Source organism: Streptomyces sp. NPDC044704, assembly GCF_056433525.1.
Genome location: NZ_JBWKGY010000011.1, coordinates 166,077 through 184,794, shown reverse-complemented (window position 1 = coordinate 184,794; position 18,718 = coordinate 166,077). Strand labels below are relative to the sequence as shown.

16 protein-coding genes are annotated in these 18,718 nt (G+C 73.3%); 9 read left to right on the top strand and 7 right to left on the bottom strand.

Going from position 1 to position 18,718, the window contains the following annotated elements:
• Positions 1–13 precede the first annotated feature (13 nt).
• Positions 14–2,284: an FdhF/YdeP family oxidoreductase gene (locus AC07B0_RS25765; RefSeq protein ID WP_478899039.1), complete on the bottom strand. Its 2,271-nt coding sequence runs from the start codon at positions 2,282–2,284 to the stop codon at positions 14–16.
• A gap of 290 nt (positions 2,285–2,574) precedes the next feature.
• Here AC07B0_RS25765 and polA point away from each other — a divergent pair, with 290 nt between their 5' ends.
• Positions 2,575–5,298 carry a DNA polymerase I gene (gene polA / locus AC07B0_RS25760; RefSeq protein WP_356879998.1) on the top strand — a complete coding sequence of 908 codons (2,724 nt, stop codon included), beginning with the start codon at positions 2,575–2,577 and terminating at the stop codon, positions 5,296–5,298.
• Between the two features lie 79 nt (positions 5,299–5,377).
• On the opposite strand, the gene AC07B0_RS25755 is transcribed toward polA, so the two are convergent.
• Positions 5,378–6,229 carry a DUF4184 family protein gene (locus AC07B0_RS25755; protein ID WP_356879996.1) on the bottom strand — a complete coding sequence of 284 codons (852 nt, stop codon included), beginning with the start codon at positions 6,227–6,229 and terminating at the stop codon, positions 5,378–5,380.
• Positions 6,230–6,375: 146 nt separating this feature from the next.
• On the opposite strand from AC07B0_RS25755, the gene AC07B0_RS25750 reads away from it, so the two are divergent.
• Entirely contained in the window at positions 6,376–7,677 is a 1,302-nt protein-coding gene (locus AC07B0_RS25750) for a lytic transglycosylase domain-containing protein (protein WP_478899010.1), read from the top strand.
• A gap of 15 nt (positions 7,678–7,692) precedes the next feature.
• Here the strand turns inward: AC07B0_RS25750 and AC07B0_RS25745 are convergent, their stop codons facing one another.
• Complete coding sequence (locus AC07B0_RS25745; protein WP_356879992.1) at positions 7,693–8,100, bottom strand: DUF6234 family protein; 408 nt, start codon at positions 8,098–8,100, stop codon at positions 7,693–7,695.
• Positions 8,101–8,200: 100 nt separating this feature from the next.
• On the opposite strand from AC07B0_RS25745, the gene AC07B0_RS25740 reads away from it, so the two are divergent.
• From AC07B0_RS25740 to pgfA, 3 genes are all read left to right on the top strand, one after another.
• Positions 8,201–8,680: a DUF6193 family natural product biosynthesis protein gene (locus AC07B0_RS25740; RefSeq protein ID WP_478899009.1), complete on the top strand. Its 480-nt coding sequence runs from the start codon at positions 8,201–8,203 to the stop codon at positions 8,678–8,680.
• Between the two features lie 141 nt (positions 8,681–8,821).
• A complete protein-coding gene (locus tag AC07B0_RS25735; protein WP_356879988.1) occupies positions 8,822–8,962 on the top strand; it encodes an SPW_0924 family protein in 141 nt (46 codons plus the stop codon).
• Positions 8,963–8,975: 13 nt separating this feature from the next.
• A complete protein-coding gene (gene pgfA / locus AC07B0_RS25730; protein ID WP_478899008.1) occupies positions 8,976–9,968 on the top strand; it encodes a cell envelope lipid trafficking protein PgfA in 993 nt (330 codons plus the stop codon).
• Here the strand turns inward: pgfA and hrpB are convergent.
• Together hrpB and AC07B0_RS25720 are read right to left on the bottom strand one after the other, a co-directional pair.
• Positions 9,958–12,480 carry an ATP-dependent helicase HrpB gene (gene hrpB / locus AC07B0_RS25725; RefSeq protein WP_469380183.1) on the bottom strand — a complete coding sequence of 841 codons (2,523 nt, stop codon included), beginning with the start codon at positions 12,478–12,480 and terminating at the stop codon, positions 9,958–9,960. The two genes, pgfA and hrpB, sit on opposite strands and share 11 nt — an antisense overlap.
• 4 nt (positions 12,481–12,484) lie before the next feature.
• Complete coding sequence (locus AC07B0_RS25720) at positions 12,485–13,333, bottom strand: class I SAM-dependent methyltransferase (protein ID WP_467291278.1); 849 nt, start codon at positions 13,331–13,333, stop codon at positions 12,485–12,487.
• Positions 13,334–13,687: 354 nt separating this feature from the next.
• Between AC07B0_RS25720 and rpsA the strand changes: the two genes are divergently transcribed.
• From rpsA to AC07B0_RS25700, 4 genes are all read left to right on the top strand, one after another.
• A complete protein-coding gene (rpsA, locus tag AC07B0_RS25715; protein WP_356879980.1) occupies positions 13,688–15,205 on the top strand; it encodes a 30S ribosomal protein S1 in 1,518 nt (505 codons plus the stop codon).
• 208 nt (positions 15,206–15,413) lie between these two features.
• Positions 15,414–16,352, top strand: a complete 939-nt coding sequence (locus AC07B0_RS25710; RefSeq protein WP_356879978.1) for a PAC2 family protein — start codon at positions 15,414–15,416, stop codon at positions 16,350–16,352.
• A 58-nt stretch (positions 16,353–16,410) separates the two neighbouring features.
• A complete protein-coding gene (gene coaE / locus AC07B0_RS25705; RefSeq protein ID WP_356879976.1) occupies positions 16,411–17,040 on the top strand; it encodes a dephospho-CoA kinase in 630 nt (209 codons plus the stop codon).
• Between the two features lie 92 nt (positions 17,041–17,132).
• Positions 17,133–17,561 carry a tetratricopeptide repeat protein gene (locus AC07B0_RS25700; protein WP_356879974.1) on the top strand — a complete coding sequence of 143 codons (429 nt, stop codon included), beginning with the start codon at positions 17,133–17,135 and terminating at the stop codon, positions 17,559–17,561.
• An 88-nt stretch (positions 17,562–17,649) separates the two neighbouring features.
• Here AC07B0_RS25700 and AC07B0_RS25695 read toward each other — a convergent pair whose 3' ends face one another.
• Together AC07B0_RS25695 and AC07B0_RS25690 are read right to left on the bottom strand one after the other, a co-directional pair.
• On the bottom strand, positions 17,650–17,907 hold the full coding sequence (locus AC07B0_RS25695) for a DUF6343 family protein (RefSeq protein ID WP_467291282.1): 258 nt from the start codon (positions 17,905–17,907) through the stop codon (positions 17,650–17,652).
• A gap of 81 nt (positions 17,908–17,988) precedes the next feature.
• Positions 17,989–18,612 (bottom strand): hypothetical protein, encoded by a 624-nt coding sequence (locus tag AC07B0_RS25690; protein WP_469380190.1) that lies wholly within the window; start codon positions 18,610–18,612, stop codon positions 17,989–17,991.
• Between the last annotated feature and the right edge of the window lie 106 nt (positions 18,613–18,718).

Sequence of the window (18,718 nt, the reverse complement as noted above, 5' to 3'; positions counted from 1 at the left end):
GTGGCTCGTTCTATCAGGCCGGTTCGAAGCGCACGACGACGGACTTGCTCGCGGGGGTGTTGCTGGTGTCGGCGGTGGAGTCGAGGGGGACCAGCACGTTGGTCTCGGGGTAGTAGGCGGCGGCGCAGCCGCGTGCGGTGGGGTAGTGCACGACGCGGAAGCCGGGGGCGCGGCGTTCCACGCCGTCCTTCCACTCGCTGACGAGGTCGGTGTAGGAGCCGTCGGCGAGGCCGAGCTCGGCGGCGTCGTCGGGGTTGACCATGACGACGCGGCGGCCGCCGGTGATGCCGCGGTAGCGGTCGTCGAGGCCGTAGATGGTGGTGTTGTACTGGTCGTGGCTGCGCAGGGTCTGCAGGAGCAGCCGGCCGGGCGGCAGGTGCGGGTACTCGACGGGTGCGGCGGTGAAGTTGGCCTTGCCGGTCTTGGTGGGGAAGCGGCGTTCGTCGCGGGGGGCGTGGGGGAGCCGGAAGCCGCCGGGGTGGGCGATGCGGGTGTTGAAGTCCTCGAAGCCGGGGATGACGCGGGCGATCCGGTCGCGGACGGCGGCGTAGTCCGCTTCGAACTCCTCCCACGGGGTGGCGGAGGCGGCGCCGAGGACGGCGCGGGCCATGCGGGCCACGATGGCGGGTTCGGAGAGCAGGTGCGGGGAGGCGGGGGCGAGGTTGCCGCGGGAGGCGTGGACCATGCCCATGGAGTCCTCGACGGTGACGAACTGCTTGCCGCTCGCCTGGACGTCCTTGTCGGTGCGGCCGAGGGTGGGCAGGATCAGCGCGCGCCGGCCGGTGACCGCGTGGGAGCGGTTGAGTTTGGTGGAGACGTGCACGGTCAGGGAGGCGCGGCGGATCGCGGCCTCGGTGACCTCGGTGTCGGGGGTGGCGCCGACGAAGTTGCCGCCCATGGCGAAGAGGACCTTGGCCTCGCCGTCGCGCAGGGCCTGGATGGAGCGGACGACGTCGAAGCCGTGGCCGCGGGGCGAGGTGATGCCGAACTCGCGGTCGAGGGCGTCGAGGAAGGCGGGTGCGGGGCGTTCGAAGATGCCCATGGTGCGGTCGCCCTGGACGTTGGAGTGGCCGCGTACGGGGCAGACGCCGGAGCCGGGGCGGCCGATGTCGCCGCGCAGCAGGAGCAGGTTGACGACCTCGCGGATGGTGGCGACGGCGTGTTTGTGCTGGGTGAGGCCCATGGCCCAGCAGACGATGGTCCGCCGGGAGGCGAGGACCATGGCGAGGGCGGCTTCGATGTCGGGGCGGGTGAGTCCGGTCGCGGTGAGGGTCCCGGCCCAGTCGGCTTCCTTGGCGGCGGCCGCGAACTCCTCGTATCCGTGGGTGTGTTCGCGGATGAAGTCCTCGTCGGTGGCGCCTTCGGCCTCGATGACGAGTTTGTTGAGGAGGCGGAAGAGGGCCTGGTCGCCGCCGATGCGGATCTGGAGGAACAGGTCGTTGAGGGCGGTGCCCTTGAGCATGCCGAGGGGGGTCTGGGGGTTCTTGAAGCGTTCCAGGCCGGCTTCGGGCAGCGGGTTCACCGAAATGATCTTCGCGCCGGCGGACTTGGCCTTCTCCAGGGCGGAGAGCATGCGCGGGTGGTTGGTGCCCGGGTTCTGTCCGGCGACGATGATCAGGTCGGCCTGGTGGAGGTCTTCGAGGGAGACGCTGCCCTTGCCGATCCCTATGGTCTCGTTCAGCGCGGAGCCCGAGGACTCGTGGCACATGTTGGAGCAGTCGGGCAGGTTGTTGGTGCCGAACTCGCGGGCGAAGAGCTGGAAGAGGAACGCGGCCTCGTTGCTGGTGCGGCCGGAGGTGTAGAAGAGGGCCTCGTCGGGGGAGGCGAGGGCGGTCAGCTCCTCCGCGATGATCGCGAAGGCCCGTTCCCAGGTGACGGGCTCGTACCGGTCGCCGCCTTCCGGCAGGAGCATCGGCTCGGTGATCCGGCCCTGCTGGCCCAGCCAGTAGCCGGAGCGCTCCGCGAGGTCGGCGAGGGGGTGCGCGGCGAAGAACGCGGGGGTGACCCGGCGCAGCGTGGCCTCCTCGGCGACGGCCTTGGCGCCGTTCTCGCAGAATTCGGCCGCGTGCCGGTGGTCGCCCTCGGGCCAGGCGCAGCCGGGGCAGTCGAAGCCGTTCTTCTGGTTGACCTTGAGGAGGGTCCGGGCGGTGCGGGCGAGGCCCATCTGTGCCTGCGCGACCTTCAGCGTGTGGCCGATCGCCGGCAGGCCCGCGGCGGCCTGCTTCGGCGGCGTGACCTGCGGCGCGTCCTGCACCGGATCACCTTTGGGCGGCTTGGTCGCCATGGCGCTCCCCTTCGAGCGTGCGTACGGGTGCAGCGCGTGTGGCCGCATCTTTCGATCCTTTCACGGCCTCGGGGAACGGGGGAGGGCGGTCGGGGGCGGCCGGGCCGGGACGGGGTGCGCCGGGGGTGGCCGGTGGGGCGGATGCGCCTGAGGGGGCGGGGTGGGCGCCGGATTTTCCGGGGTGGGGGCCCGGTCTGCCGGGGCGGGGGCCGTCCGGCGCGGTGCGCGGGGGCGGGCACCGGGTATCGCCGTCGCCGGATTTGTCAGCGGGGGCGCCTAGGATCGGGGGCGTGGCAGATTCAGCATCGAAGAAGACCGACCAGACGACCGCAGCGGACCGCCCCCGCCTGATGCTCATGGACGGGCACTCCCTGGCGTACCGGGCGTTCTTCGCGCTGCCGGCGGAGAACTTCACGACCGCGACGGGCCAGCCGACGAACGCCATCTACGGCTTCGCGTCGATGCTGGCGAACACGCTGCGCGACGAGGCGCCCACGCACTTCGCGGTGGCCTTCGACGTCTCGCGCAAGACGTGGCGTTCGACGGAGTTCCCCGAGTACAAGGCGAACCGTTCGAAGACCCCCGACGAGTTCAAGGGGCAGGTCGAGCTGATCGGCGAGCTCCTCGACGCGATGAAGGTGCCGCGGTTCGCGGTGGACGGCTTCGAGGCCGACGACGTGATCGCGACGCTGGCGACGCAGGCGGAGGCCGCCGGCTTCGACGTCCTGATCGTCACCGGTGACCGTGACTCCTTCCAGCTGGTCTCCGCGCACACGACGGTGCTGTACCCGACCAAGGGCGTCTCCGAGCTGACCCGGTTCACCCCGGAGAAGGTCGAGGAGAAGTACGGGCTCACCCCGCAGCAGTACCCGGACTTCGCGGCGCTGCGCGGTGACCCGTCGGACAACCTGCCGGGTATCCCGGGCGTCGGCGAGAAGACGGCCGCCAAGTGGATCACCCAGTTCGGGTCGTTCGCGGAGCTCGTGGAGCGGGCGGACGAGGTCAAGGGCAAGGCCGGGCAGAACTTCCGGGACCACCTGGAGGCCGTCAAGCTCAACCGGGTCCTGACCGAGATGGTCAAGGACGTGGAGCTGGCGAAGGGCCCCGCCGACCTGGCCCGTGCGCCGTACGACCGGTCCGCGGTGACCGGGGTGCTGGACGTGCTGGAGATCCGCAACGCCTCGCTGCGCGAGCGGCTGCTGGCCGTGGACCCGGGCGCGGCCGAGGAGGAGGCGGCGCCGGCCCCGGTGGCGGCCGTGGAACTGGACGGTTCGGTCCTGGGCGCGGGTGAGCTGGCGCCGTGGCTGAAGAGCCACGGGGCGGGCCCGCTGGGCGTGTCCACCGTGGACAGCTGGGCACTGGGTCAGGGCAACGTCAGCGAGATCGCCCTGGCGGCGGCCGGCGGGGCGGCGGCCTGGTTCGACCCGTCCGCCCTGGACGAGGCCGACGAGAAGGCCTTCGCGGCCTGGGCGGCCGACGCGAAGAAGCCCAAGGTCGTGCACAACGCCAAGGGCCTCATGCGGGTCTTCCCCGAGCACGGCTGGACCCTGGCCGGGGTCACCATGGACACCGCGCTCGCCGCCTACCTCGTCAAGCCGGGCCGGCGGTCCTTCGCGCTGGACGTCCTGTCGATGGAGTACCTGCACCGGGAGCTGGCGCCCGCCGCCGCGGACGGCCAGCTGGCCTTCGGTGCCGACGAGAGCGCCGAGGCGGACGCGCTGATGGCGCAGGCCCGCGCGGTCCTGGACCTCGGCGACGCCTTCACGGCCAAGCTGGAGGAGGTCGGTGCGACGGAGCTGCTCCACGGCATGGAGCTGCCGACCTCCGAGCTGCTGGCCCGGCTGGAGCGGGCGGGCATCGCCGCCGACCGGGACCACCTGGAAGGCATGGAGCAGCAGTTCGCCGGAGCCGTGCAGCAGGCGGTGAAGGAGGCGCACGCGGCGGTCGGGCACGAGTTCAACCTCGGGTCGCCCAAGCAGCTGCAGGAGGTGTTCTTCGGCGAGCTGGACCTGCCGAAGACGAAGAAGACCAAGACCGGCTACACCACCGACGCGGACGCGCTGGCCTGGCTGGCCACGCAGACCGACCACGAACTCCCGGTGATCATGCTGCGGCACCGGGAGCAGGCCAAGCTGCGCGTGACCGTCGAGGGTCTGGTCAAGTCGGTCGCCGCCGACGGCCGGGTCCACACCAGCTTCAGCCAGACCGTCGCCGCGACCGGCCGGCTGTCCTCCACCGACCCGAACCTGCAGAACGTGCCGGTGCGCACCGACGAGGGCCGGGCGATCCGCCGCGGCTTCGTCGTCGGCGAGGGCTACGAGTCGCTGATGACCGCCGACTACAGCCAGATCGAGCTGCGGGTCATGGCGCACCTCTCCGAGGACGAGGGCCTGATCGAGGCGTTCGCCACCGGCGAGGACCTGCACACCACCGTCGCCTCCCAGGTGTTCGGGGTCGAACGTTCCCAGGTCGACGCGGAGATGCGCCGCAAGATCAAGGCCATGTCCTACGGGCTGGCGTACGGGCTCTCCGCGTTCGGTCTCGCGCAGCAGCTGAACATCGAGCCCGCCGAGGCCCGCGGCCTGATGGAAACGTTCTTCGAGCGGTTCGGCGGGGTCCGCGAGTACCTCCAGCGGGTGGTGGACGAGGCGCGGGCCACGGGTTACACGGCGACCGTGTTCGGGCGCCGCCGCTACCTGCCCGACCTGAACAGCGACAACCGTCAGCGCCGCGAGGCCGCCGAGCGGATGGCGCTGAACGCCCCGATCCAGGGCACCGCCGCCGACATCGTCAAGGTGGCCATGCTCCGCGTCGACAAGGCCATCTCGGAGGCCGGCCTGAAGTCGCGGATGCTGCTCCAGGTCCACGACGAAATCGTCCTGGAGATCGCGCCCGGCGAGCGCGCGCGGGTCGAGGAACTGGTCCGCCGGGAGATGGGCGCCGCCGTGGACCTCCGCGCCGCACTCGACGTCTCCGTGGGCGTGGGCCCCGACTGGGAGTCCGCCGCGCACTGACGCGCGCACGTCGCCACGACCGCCCGCCCCCTGCCCGTGCCGGAGGGGGGCGGGCGGTCGTGCGTGCGGAGGTGACGGCTCAGGCGGCGACGCGAGCGCGGGCTTCGTCGTCGGTGTTCCGGGGGCGGTCGTGGCGGTGGCGGAGCCGGACGAGGGCGCCGTAGAGGAGGAGGCCCACGGCGAGACCGCCGCCGGCGCCGAAGCAGACGGTGGGGATGATGTCGAGCGGGGAGCGGATCCGGTCGAAGAACGTGTAGAAGCGGACCACCCGCATCGTCACCCCCGCGGCCACGCACAGGGCGACGAGCGCGAGGGCGCCCAGCACCTCGGCGCGGCCGAGCACCGGCACGGAAGCCGGGGCCGGACCGTCGGGCAGCCGCCGCAGGCCGGTCACCGTGAACCAGAGCAGGGCGCAGGCGGCGGCCGCCGACGAGCCGTACTGGAGGTAGGAGTAGAGGGGCAGGCCGAAGGCGAGCGGTTCGCCCAGCTCCGGGAGCGCGTTCGTGCCCCAGCGGTCCAGGTGCGTGAAGCTGTCCCACACGACGTGGGTGAGGGAACCGGCCACCGCCGACAGGTAGAACCACAGGGCGAGGGACGGCAGCCGCCGCCCGCGCCAGGGTTCACCGCGGACGAAGGCGTGGACGCGGCCCTGCCGCCGGCGCGGCAGCAGGGCGGTCAGCGGCTCCCGCAGCAGCAGCCAGTACGCGGCGAGGACGGCGGTCAGGGCGGCGTCCGCGGTGAGCACGCCCACCAGGGAATGCGTGAACGTGCCGTAGCCCATCACGCCCTCGACGATCGCGTCCATGAAGTAGAAGGTGTCCGGCGCGAAGGACCCCAGGACCAGTGCCGAAGCCACCAGGGGCCCCCGCGCCCGCCCGGTGCGGCGCACGGCCGGAAGTACGGCAGCCGCGTGGCTGAGAGTGAACGGCACGGCGCTTCTCCTCGGATCCGGATGTCGGGACAGTATGCGTGACCTGCGCAGGACGTGGGGATGTGGTGAAATCCGGGCCGCTGTTCGTGCCCTGTGAAGGGAGTTGACGTAGGGTCACGCGGACGTCTAGGGGAGGGGTCCGGCTCATGTCGGCTCGAATATTCGGACGCAGGCTGCGCAGGGGCGGGCTCGCCGCGGTGGTCTCGGCGCTGGTCGTCGCCGCGGTGACCGCCTCGCAGGGCCCGAACGGCGACGACACCGGACGGATGACCGCGGCGGGGGAGGACGGCGTACGGCCCCGGCCGTCCGCGGCCGGATCCGGCGGCGACTCCGCCTACTTCACCGAACTGCCGCCCCTGGTGAGCCCCCTGCCCCCCGCCGTCGTGCTCCCGGTGGACGACGCGCCCCCGGCCGCCGCCGCACCGGCCCCGGCCCCGGCCGAGGTCCCGCGCACCGAACCCGTCGCCGCCGTCGCGGGCGCGCAGGGGATACCGGCGAGCGTGCTCGCCGCGTACCGGAAGGCCGAGCAGGAGGTGGCGGCGAGCGACCCCGGGTGCGGGCTGCGCTGGCAGCTCCTCGCCGCCATCGGCAAGGTCGAGTCGGGACAGGCGGGCGGCGGACGGGTGGACTCCGCCGGGACCACGCTGCGTCCGATCCTCGGGCCCGTCCTCGACGGCAACGGCTTCGCGAACATCTCCGACACCGACGGCGGCGCCTACGACGGAGACTCCCGCTACGACCGGGCCGTCGGCCCGATGCAGTTCATCCCCTCCACCTGGGCGTCCTGGGGCCAGGACGCCGACGGCGACGGACGGCGCAACCCGAACAACATCCACGACGCGGCCCTGGCCGCCGGGCGCTACCTGTGCGCGGGCACCCGGGACCTGCGGATCCCGGCCGACCTGGACCGGGCCGTGCTCTCGTACAACCAGTCCACGGAGTACCTGCGGACGGTGCGGTCCTGGTTCTCGTACTACCTCGCGGGCGCGCACGAGGTCCCCGACGGCACGGGCCCCGGTACCGGCCCCGGCACGGGTACGGGTATCCCGGCCGGGCAGCCCGGCACGAAGCCGGCCCCCGGCCCGGTGACCACCCCGAGCCCGAAGCCGAGCCCCACCCCGGACCCGAAGCCGACCCCGGAGCCGACACCGAGTCCGAAGCCGACGCCCACGCCGACCCCGACGCCGACGTCGACCCCGGCCCCGACTCCCACGCCGACCCCGACGCCGACTCCCACGCCCACGCCGACTCCCACCCCCACGCCGACTCCCACCCCGACGGGGAGCCCTACGCCGGCGCCGAGCCCGACCCCGACGCCGAAGCCCAGTGCGAGTCCGACCGCCAGTGCCCGGCCCACCACCCCCGCCCCGAGCCCCTCGGCCCCGGGCCCCACCTCCTCGGGCAAGCCCGGCCCGGCGCCCTCCGCGAGTCCGAGCGGTACCCGGTAGGCGCGGGCACCGGCGTCAGCCGTTGCACCAGGGCGCGGACGGCGACGTGAGGCAGGGGCTCGGCGGGGGCGGGGTGTCCTCGCGCACCTGGTAGTACGCCGCGGCCACGATCAGGGTCACGGTCCCCATGGCCATGACCGCCTGCGTCGTCGCCGTCACCCCCGCCCCCCGACGGGAGGCGCGCAGCCCCGACCGCGCCATCAACACCACCAGCACCCCGGCGCCCACCAGGTAGCCCCACACCGGGTGGGTGCTCGGCGGGTTGTCGGGGTTCAGGTCGAACCCGGACAGCGCCCACACGACGAACAGCAGGGCCAGCGCGAGGAGTTCGACGAGGATCAGGCCGAACGCCGTGGCGATGTCGGCGGGCAGGCTCCGGGGCCGCTCCGCGCCGTCGGGTGGGTCATGCGCACCGGTGGTCATGCCGCCACCCTGCCCGGCCCGGGCGGCCGGGGCATGAGTACGGGTACTCACCTGCTCGCCACCCCTGGTCAGGGGCGGTGACCGCCGCCACACTGGCGCGATGAACGAGAACGTTGACGCCCCCGTGGGCGAAAGACCGCTCCTGCCCCGGCCCGTCCTGCCCGATGCGGCGGCCGCGCGCCGGCGGGGACCGGCGGAGTTCGTCGAGGTGAGCTGGCAGCGGCTCCTGGTGAGCTGGCGGGCCATGCGCGACCACCAGCTGGAGCGGCGCCCCGACCGCCCGTACCCGCCGATCGTCCCGCTCCTGGAAGCCGCGTACGCGCAGCCGAGCCTGCGCGTGCTCCACCCCTTCACCAGCCACCACAGCCTGAACCTCAGCAGCTGTACCGAGTTCCCGTACCTCGTGCAGGTCCCGGCCGTGGACCCGCTGCCCGACGGCCGGTTCCGGGTCCGCCTCCCGCGCAGCGCCGGCGTGATCGCCCTGGTCGACACCGCCGAGGAGGCCGTCGCCCTCGTCGTGGAGCACATGCCGCCCGGGCTCGGCCCCGCGGTCAGCCGCGCCGACGTCCAGGACGGCTGACGGGGCGGGCCGCGGTCCCCGCCCCCGCGCGGACCGCGGCCGCCCCCCCCCGCGCTCCCCGCACCAGACGGTTCTCATCTCACCCCCGCGTTGCTACGGTGCCCCATCTCTGACGCCCTATCAGATTTCGGAGGCCCCGGCATGCGCGCACTCGTCGCCGCCGCCATCGGGCTGGCCGCCGCGCTCGCCCTCGTCCTCGCCGTCACGGCGGCAGGGGTGCCGGAGGGCAAGACCTCGCCCAAGCCGCTGCTCACCACCGCGCCCCCCGCGCCCGGAAAGTAGAGGAGGCCCGGCCATGCGACGCAGAGCGAGCCTCGTCCTGCTTGCCCTCGCCGTGTTCTGCGCGGCCCTCGCACCACTGCTGCGCTGGTACGCGTACCCGCGGCTCGCCAAGATCCCGCCCGACCAGTACCAGGAGATGGTGCTGGAGGCGAAGGACGCGACCCTCATCGACTACAACGACGGCATGAAGCCCAAGAAGGTGGACAAGGTCACCATCGTCCAGACCCTCAAGGGCAACGTCGAGGCCTCGAAGGAGATCGAGGCCGACGCCGGCAAGGACGTCGTGGTCTGGGACACCCTGTCGTACATCATCGGCCCGGACGGGAAGATGGTCTCCCAGATCCCCGAGCGCTACATCTTCGACGCCCACACCCAGGACCCGGTGCACGCCACCGGCGAGATGGTCGACGGGGACCCGGTCACGCGCCAGGGCATCGAGTTCAAGTGGCCCTTCTTCACCGAACCGCGCGACTACCTCTACTTCGACGCGCAGACCCGCTCCTCCTCGCCGATCCACTACGTCGGCCCGCGCACCTACCGGGGCATGGAGGTCTACTACTTCGAGCAGACCGTGCCCTGGACCAAGGTCCCCATGCCGAAGAAGATGCCCATCGAGGGCATCGACCCGGCGACGATCGAACAGACCACCGGAACCAGCCTCTGGTACACGGTCAAGGCGATGTTCTGGGTCGACCCGGTCACCGGCGCACCCGTCAACGCCGAGCAGGTCATCCAGCAGGAGATGCGCGGCGGGATCGCGGCCGGCGGCCCCGACGGCAAGCTCACCGCCTTCGCCGGACACGTCAAGATACGCGCCGACTACGCCGACCACACCCTCGACCTCGTCCGCTCCAACCGTACGAAGGTCCTCGCCCTGCACACCTACGCCCCGGCCGGGCTCGCCGTCGGCGCCCTCGGCCTCCTCGGCCTCGCCCTCTGGCTGGAGGCCCGCGGCCGCCGCGAACGGCAGCGGACCCCGCAGCCGCCCGGAGCGCTCAGCGCCTGAGCCGGGCGTTCGTGTGCCGGGTCGGCTCGGCGGTCGCCGGGTCCTCCGGCCACGGGTGCTTCGGGTACCGGCCCCGCAGCTCCGCCCGCACCGCGCGGTAACCGCCCTGCCAGAACGAGGCGAGGTCGGCGGTCACCGCGGCGGGGCGGCCCGCCGGCGACAGCAGGTGGACGAGTACGGGAACCCCCGCCACCCGGGGCGTCTCGGCCAGCCCGAACAGCTCCTGGAGCTTCACCGCGAGCACCGGCTGCTCACCGGAGTAGTCGACGCGGATCCGGGAACCGCTCGGCACCTGGATCCGCTCGGGGGCCAGCTCGTCGAGCCGGCCCGCCTCCCCGGTGGCCCACGGCAGCAGCCGGTTCAGGGCCTGCCCGGCATCGATCCGGCCCAGGTCGGCCCGGCGGCGCGCCCGGGACAGCTCGGGCTCCAGCCAGTCGTCGGCCCGCTCCACCAGGGCGGCGTCACCGGCCACGTCGGGCCAGCCGCCGCCCAGCGCGCGGTGCAGGAAACCCAGCCGGGCCCGCAGTGCCCGCGCGTCCTCGGACCAGCGCAGCAGGCCCAGGCCCTCCGCGCGCAGCCCGTCGAGCAGGGCGGCCCGCACGAGCGCCGGATCAGGAGCGCGCAGGGGACGTACGGCCAGCTCGACGGCGCCGAGGCGCTGCGCGGTGCGGGCGATCAGGTCCCCGTCCTCCCAGCGGACCTCCTCGCCCTCGGTGAGCAGGTGCGCGGCGGCGGTCCGCGCGGTGTCCTCGTCGATCACGGCCGCCATCCGGACGCGGGCCGACGCCGAGTGCGGCGGCCGGTCGGCGACGGCGACCGCCAGCCAGGGGGCCTGGCGCAGGCCCGAGCCGTCGCCGAGCTCCGCCCCGGTCCCGGAGGCCATCAGGAAGGCCCCCGCGCCCTTGGCCTTCGCCACCCGCTCCGGAAACGCCAGGGCGGCGACGAGCCCGGCGGCGCCGTCGTCGGGCACGCCGGTTCCGGGAACGGGCGGCGCGGGGGAGGACCCCGCGGGGTCGCGCACGGCGCGCTCCAGGCGGCCGGCCTCCGCGCGCCATCGGCCCGCGTAGCCGTCACCGCCGCGCCGGGCCGCCCGCCAGGCCCCGGCCAGGTCGTCCCCGTACTCCCGCGGCGGCTCCTCGCTCAGCAGCGCCACCACCTCCGCGGCCCGCCGCGCTCCCAGCGCCGCCGAACCGTCCAGCAGGGCCCGCGCCAGCCGCGGGTGCAGGCCCAGCCTGGCCATCCGCAGCCCGCGCGGCGTCGGCCGGCCGGCGCCGTCCACCGCGCCGACGGCGAGCAGCACCTCCCGCGCCGCGGCCATCGCACCGGCCGGCGGCGGGTCCAGCAGGGCCAGCCCGGACGCCTCCGGATCGCCCCAGCAGGCGGCCTGCAGCGCGAACTGCGCCAGGTCCGCGATCCGGATCTCCGGGGAGGGGAAGGACGCCAGCCGCGCGTCCTCGGCCTGCTCCCAGCACCGGTACACCACCCCCGGCGCCTCCCGCCCGGCCCGGCCCGCCCGCTGGCGGCCCGCCGCGCGGGACGCCCGTACGGTCGCCAGCGCGCCCAGCCCCCGCGCGTGGTCCACCCGCGGCTCGCGAGCCAGCCCGGAGTCCACGACCACCCGTACGCCCGGCACGGTCAGGCTCGACTCCGCCACCGCCGTGGAGAGGATCACCCGGCGGTGGTCCGCCGGGGTCAGCGCCGCGTCCTGCACGGCCGCCGGAGCCCGGCCGTGGACCTGGAGCACCTCCGCGTCCACCCCGCCCAGCTGCCCCGCGACCCGGGCGATCTCGCCCACCCCGGGCAGGAAGCACAGCACGTCGCCGGAACGTTCCGCCAGCGCCCGCCGCACCACCGACGCCACGTGCGTCAGCTGCGCCGGGTCCACCCGCATCCCGTGCGGCGGCCGCACCGGCCGCGGCGGCGGCGCCCACACCGTCTCCACCGGGTACGCGACCCCGGCGGCCTCCACCACCGGCGCGTCCCCCAGCAGCCGGGCCCAGCCGGCCGCGTCCGTCGTCGCCGAAGCCGCGACCAGGCGCAGCTCCGGGCGCAGGGTTTCGCGTACGTCCAGGAGGAAGGCGGCGACGGTGTCGGCGTCCAGGTGCCGCTCGTGGCACTCGTCCAGGACCACCACGTCCGTGCCGGCCAGCTCCTGGTCCCGCTGGAGCCGCTGGAGCAGCACCCCGGTCGTGACGACCTCCACCACGGTCCCGGCGCCGGCCACCCGCTCCCCGCGCACGGTGAAGCCCACCGACCCGCCGGGCCGCTCGCCCAGCAGCCAGGCCATCCGCCGCGCCGCCGCCCGGGCGGCGATCCGGCGGGGCTCGGCGACCACGACCCGGCGCCGGGGGCCGCCGCCCACCAGCCCGGCCAGCACCAGCGGCACCAGCGTGGTCTTGCCGGTGCCGGGCGGGGCGCACAGCACGGCGGTGCCGCGGGCGTCCAGTGCCGAGACGAGGGCGGGCACGGCCTCCCGTACGGGAAGGGCGTCGAGGTCGGCCTGGCGGATCAAGGGGTCAGTCCCTCTCGCACACGAAGATCGCGGTACCGGGGATGAGGTTGCCGCGCAGCGGGGACCAGCCGCCCCACTCCTGGGCGTTCCACTCCGGCCACTCCGGTTCGACGAGGTCGACGAGGCGGAAGCCGCCCGCGACCACGTCCCGGACCCGGTCGCCGACCGTGCGGTGGTGCTCGACGTAGACGGCGTTGCCGTCCTCGTCCTGCTCCACGTACGGGGTCCGGTCGAAGTAGGACGCGGCGACGGACAGTCCCTCCGGGCCGGGCTCGTCGGGGAAGGCCCAGCGGATCGGATGGGTGACGGAGAAGACCCAGCGGCCGCCGGGGCGCAGGACGCGGCGCACCTCGCGCATGACGTTCACCGGGTCGGCGACGAAGGGGACCGCCCCGTAGGCGGAGCAGGCCAGGTCGAAGGAGGCGTCGCGGAAGGGCAGCCTCCCGGCGTCGGCCTCGACCAGGGGTACGTCGTCGCCGATGCGCAGGGCGTGCTGGAGCTGGCGGTGCGAGAGGTCCAGGGCCACCGGGCGGGCGCCCCGGGAGGCGAGCCAGCGGGAGCACTGGGCGGCGCCGGCGCCGATCTCCAGGACGTCCTTGCCCTTGAGGGAGGCCGCCGGGCCGAGCAGGGCCGCCTCCGCCTCGTCCAGTCCCTCGGGGCCCCACACGAAGCGGTCGTCGCCCAGGAACGCGCCGTGCTCGCTCTGGTAGTCGTCGGCGTTGCGGTCCCACCAGCCGCGGCTCGCGCGGCTGCTCTCGGCCTCCCCGGCGTCACGCCGGGTGGCCTGCGCGTCGTCCTCGGCGGCGGAGCCGGCCTCGTGCGCGTCTTCGTGGGCGTAGTCCTCTTGGTTCATGGGGCCCGTCGTCGTAGTCTGCGAGTGGCTCGGGAAATCGTCGCCGATCGCCCATCGGGGCTTCTGCGCCCACGATTTGTGCCGGTTGTGCGGTGATCTGCCCGGGGTGTGCGCCTTCGCGCATTGACCCTGTCCGGCTGCCCCCGTATGCTACAAGTTGCGCTGCGAGCCTGTGCTCCTCAGACCTAGCAGGCTGCGCTTGCATCTGTTGAATGTCCCCTCGGTTTTCGAGGCCCTCCCCCTCTGGGGATTCTGGGCTTCTTTGGCTGTCCGGCTTCTTCGGCAGATGCCGATAAGGGCTCCCGGCGTAGCAGTACCTACGACTTTCTGTCCGTAACCGGAGCCCTTTCCCACATGACGAGCAGCACCGAGACCACCGCCACCACCCCTCCGCAGGTAGCGGTCAACGACATCGGTAACGCGGAAGCCTTCCTGGCCGCGATCGACGAGACGATCAAGTACTTCAACGACGGCGACATCGTCGACGGCGTCATCGTGAAGGTCGACCGGGACGAGGTCCTGCTCGACATCGGTTACAAGACCGAAGGCGTGATCCCGAGCCGCGAGCTCTCGATCAAGCACGACGTCGACCCGAACGAGGTCGTCAAGGTCGGCGACGAGATCGAGGCCCTGGTTCTCCAGAAGGAGGACAAGGAAGGCCGTCTGATCCTGTCCAAGAAGCGCGCTCAGTACGAGCGTGCCTGGGGCACGATCGAGAAGATCAAGGAAGAAGACGGCATCGTCACCGGTACCGTCATCGAGGTCGTCAAGGGTGGTCTCATCCTCGACATCGGCCTCCGCGGCTTCCTGCCGGCCTCTCTCGTCGAGATGCGTCGCGTCCGCGACCTCCAGCCCTACGTGGGCAAGGAGCTCGAGGCGAAGATCATCGAGCTGGACAAGAACCGCAACAACGTGGTCCTGTCCCGCCGCGCCTGGCTCGAGCAGACCCAGTCCGAGGTTCGCCAGACGTTCCTCACCACCCTGCAGAAGGGTCAGGTCCGCTCCGGCGTCGTCTCCTCGATCGTCAACTTCGGTGCCTTCGTGGACCTGGGTGGCGTCGACGGTCTCGTGCACGTCTCCGAGCTGTCCTGGAAGCACATCGACCACCCGTCCGAGGTTGTCGAGGTCGGTCAGGAAGTCACCGTCGAGGTCCTCGACGTCGACATGGACCGCGAGCGCGTCTCCCTGTCGCTGAAGGCGACGCAGGAAGACCCGTGGCAGCAGTTCGCCCGGACCCACCAGATCGGCCAGGTCGTCCCGGGTAAGGTCACCAAGCTGGTTCCGTTCGGTGCGTTCGTCCGCGTGGACGAGGGCATCGAGGGTCTGGTCCACATCTCCGAGCTGGCCGAGCGCCACGTGGAGATCCCGGAGCAGGTCGTCCAGGTCAACGACGAGATCTTCGTCAAGGTCATCGACATCGACCTCGAGCGTCGCCGGATCTCGCTGTCCCTGAAGCAGGCCAACGAGTCCTTCGGTGCCGACCCGGCGTCGGTCGAGTTCGACCCGACCCTGTACGGCATGGCCGCGTCCTACGACGACCAGGGCAACTACATCTACCCCGAGGGCTTCGACCCCGAGACCAACGACTGGCTCGAGGGCTTCGACACCCAGCGCGAGACGTGGGAGCGCCAGTACGCCGAGGCGCAGGTCCGCTTCGAGCAGCACCAGGCTCAGGTCATCAAGAGCCGCGAGGCCGACGAGGCCGCCGCTGCCGAGGGCGCTGCCGCCCCGGCCGCCGGTGGCAACGCCGGTGGCGGCGCCAGCCTCTCCGGTGGTTCGTACTCCTCGGAGTCGGACGAGACCTCGGGCGCCCTGGCGTCCGACGAGGCCCTGGCCGCGCTCCGCGAGAAGCTGGCCGGCGGCCAGAGCTGATCGCAGCGCGCATCACACTCCGGTGTGAGCCGAGCTGAGACCGACGGAAAGGCCCGTCCCCTCCGGGGGGCGGGCCTTTCCGCGTTCCCGGCTCCGCCGCGTCCCCGAGGCCACCGGGCCGCGTCACCGGACAGGGCGTCAACTGGGGAATGCGGCCGCCCCCTTGGACGTTCTTGCCAGAGAACGCGGCGAGGGAGGAATGGTGACAGTGCTTGATCCACAGGGTTTGTACGAATGGGACGCCAAGGGCCTGGCGGTGGCCGACCTGGCGCTGGCCCAGGACTCGGCCGGACTGGTCATGCTCTACCACTTCGAGGGGTACATCGACGCGGGGGAGGCCGGGGAGCAGATCGTCGAGCGGCTCCTGGAGACCCTGCCCCACCAGGTCGTGGCCCGCTTCGACGCGGACCGGCTCGTGGACTACCGGGCCCGCCGCCCGCTGCTGACCTTCCAGCGCGACCACTGGACGGAGTTCGAGGAACCCCGGCTGGAGGTCCGGCTCGTCCAGGACGCCACCGGCGCACCCTTCCTGCTGCTCTCCGGCCCCGAGCCGGACGTGGAGTGGGAGCGGTTCGCCGTCGCCGTCCGGCAGATCGTCGAGCGGCTCGGCGTCCGGCTCTCGGTCAACTTCCACGGCATCCCCATGGGAGTCCCGCACACCCGGCCCGTCGGCATCACCCCGCACGGCAACCGGACCGACCTGATGCCCGGACACCGCAGCCCCTTCGACGAGGCGCAGGTACCGGGCAGCGCGGAATCGCTCGTCGAGTTCCGCCTCGGCCAGTCCGGGCACGACGTCCTCGGCGTCGCCGCGCACGTACCGCACTACGTCGCCCGCTCCCCGTACCCGGACGCGGCGCTGACCGCGCTGGAGGCGATCACCGCCGCGACCGGGCTGGTCCTGCCGGCCGTCGCGCACGCCCTGCGGACCGAGGCGCACCGTACGCAGACCGAGATCGACCGGCAGATCCGCGAGGGGGACGAGGAGCTCGTCGCCCTGGTCCAGGGGCTGGAGCACCAGTACGACGCCGCCGCCGGGGCCGAGACCCGCGGCAACATGATCGCCGAACCGGCCGAGATCCCCTCGGCGGACGAGATCGGCCGCGAGTTCGAGCGGTTCCTCGCGGAACGCGAGGGCGAGCAGTAGGAACGGGAGCCCAGGGGGGCCTGGTCCGGCCGGACCGGCACCCCCTAGGCTGCCGACCATGCTGAAAGTGGGCCTGACAGGCGGAATCGGTGCCGGCAAGAGCGAGGTCTCGCGGCTGCTCGCGGGGTACGGGGCGGTCGTCGTCGACGCCGACCGGATCGCGCGGGAGGTCGTGGAGCCCGGTACGCCCGGCCTCGCGGCCGTGGTGGCGGCCTTCGGGGAGTCCGTACTCACCCCGGACGGCGCGCTCGACCGGCCCGTACTCGGAGCCCTCGTCTTCGGCGACCCGGCGAAGCTCCGCACGCTGAACGCGATCGTGCACCCCCTGGTCGGGGCCCGCTCCGCCGAGCTGGAAGCGGCGGCGGGGCCCGACGCGATCGTCGTGCACGACGTACCGCTGCTCACGGAGAACGGCCTGGCCCCCCTGTACGACCTGGTCGTGGTCGTGGACGCCTCGCCCGGAACCCAGCTGGCCCGGCTGACCGGCCCGCGCGGGATGACCGAGGAGGACGCCCGGGCCCGGATGGCCGCGCAGGCCACTCGCGAGCAGCGGCTGGCGGTGGCCACCCTCGTGATCGACAACGACGGACCGCTGGAGGCGCTGGAGCCCCAGGTCCGCAAGGTGTGGGAACAGCTGGCCGAGCGGGCCGCCGCGGGCGCCGGCGGCGCGGACGGCGTCGGGGCCTGACGGGTCCGGCGCGCACGCGGGGAGCGCCCGGCGCGGAATAGCGGGTGCTGCGGAGCGCGTTGAACGCGCCCGTAGAGGGAAGGAAAGACACCGTGTCCGATACCACGCCCCCGCCCCAGCAGCCGCCGTCCACGCCGTCCGGAGCGGGGTCGTCCGGCTCCGCGAGCCCCGAGACGCACGTCATCGACTTCCGGGCCGCCGAGCAGCTGCTGGCCGCACGCGACCCGCGCGGCGCGGTCAAGCTCCTCGACTCCGTCATAGCCGCCCACCCCGAGAACACCGCCGCCCGGCTGCTGCGCGCCCGGGCCTTCTTCGCGGCCGCGCAGCTGCGGCCGGCCGAGCTGGAGTTCGAGCTGGTGCTGGAGCGCGAGCCGGACAACGCCTTCGCCCACTTCGCGCTGGCCCGCACCCACGAACGCTCCGGCCGGCGCGAGCAGGCCCGCCGGCACTTCCGGCTGGCCGCCGCCCTCGATCCGCAGCCCGAGTACCTGGCGGCGGCGCGGTTCGACGACACCCCCTGACGTTCGCGGTTCGACGACGCCCCCCGACGTTCCGGTCCGGGCGAGGCCTTCGAACACGAGGCCTCCCACCACGAGGCCTTCACACGGCCTAGCCGCGCGGCGGCTCGTACGGCGGGACGTCGCGGCCGGGCTGGTAGTGCGGGCCCTGGCGGATGTGCCGGGTCACGACGACCAGGTCGACCGCGGCGAGCAGGGCGACCACCCCGCAGGCGGCCGCCCACCCGGGCCGGCCGGCCAGCGAGAAGGCGGCCGTCCCCGCCGCGGCCCACACCAGCCCCCACAAGCTCAGCCAGAACCGCAGCCGCAGCGGACTGCGGGCGGTCACCGGCTCGTTTCCGGAACGCATGCCCATCGCCTCGTCCCGTGCTGGATCGCCGGGTCTCGGATTCCATGGTCCCACTCGGGGGGCGGGTGCGGGGCGCCCGGGCTACGGGTTGAGCTTCTTGACGGCCGTGGTGGTCGTCTTCTTGAAGGCGGGCACGGGGGCGTCCGTCAGGTGTCCCATCTGGCCCCAGTTCACGACGGTCACCGTGGAACCGTCGCGTCCGATCCCGTACAGGTGCACGCCCGGCTCGGACTCCGGAATGGAGGCGTGGACCCCGTAGACGTGTGCGCCCTCCTCGACCGCGAGCTTCCCGTAGTCCTGCCAGGAAGCCGTCCCGCCCGGGGTCGCGCGCAGCCAGTCGGCGGCGCAGGCCGCGACCTTGCGCTCCAGGGCCGTCACCAGCTTGGCGGCCGCGGCGTCCGAGGCGGTCCGCACGGAGATCTGGGCGGCGCCGGTGTCGAACTCGGTGCCGAAGGTGCGGTGCCAGCTGCCGGCCGCCGGGAGCACCCCGTCCAGGCAGAACGGAGCGGTCTCCGGGAGCCCCTTGGTGACCTTCCCGGCGAACCAGGGGGAGGAGGGGTGCGGCGGCAGGTCGGTTCCGCTCAGGAACCCGGGCGCGGTCGGGGCGGCCGTCGCGGTGGTCGAGGTGGTCAGGAGCAGGGCGGCGGCGGCCGCGAGGACCGCGGTGGCCAGGGCGGAGGCGCCGGAGGCGGAGCGTCGGAACACGGTGTTCTCCCCGTAGAGGTGCGGTGTGGAGGTCGACTGCGTCCACAGCCTTCCCCCGCTGCGGGGTGTCAGGCCAGGGAACCCGCCCGATCCGGGACACTGGAAC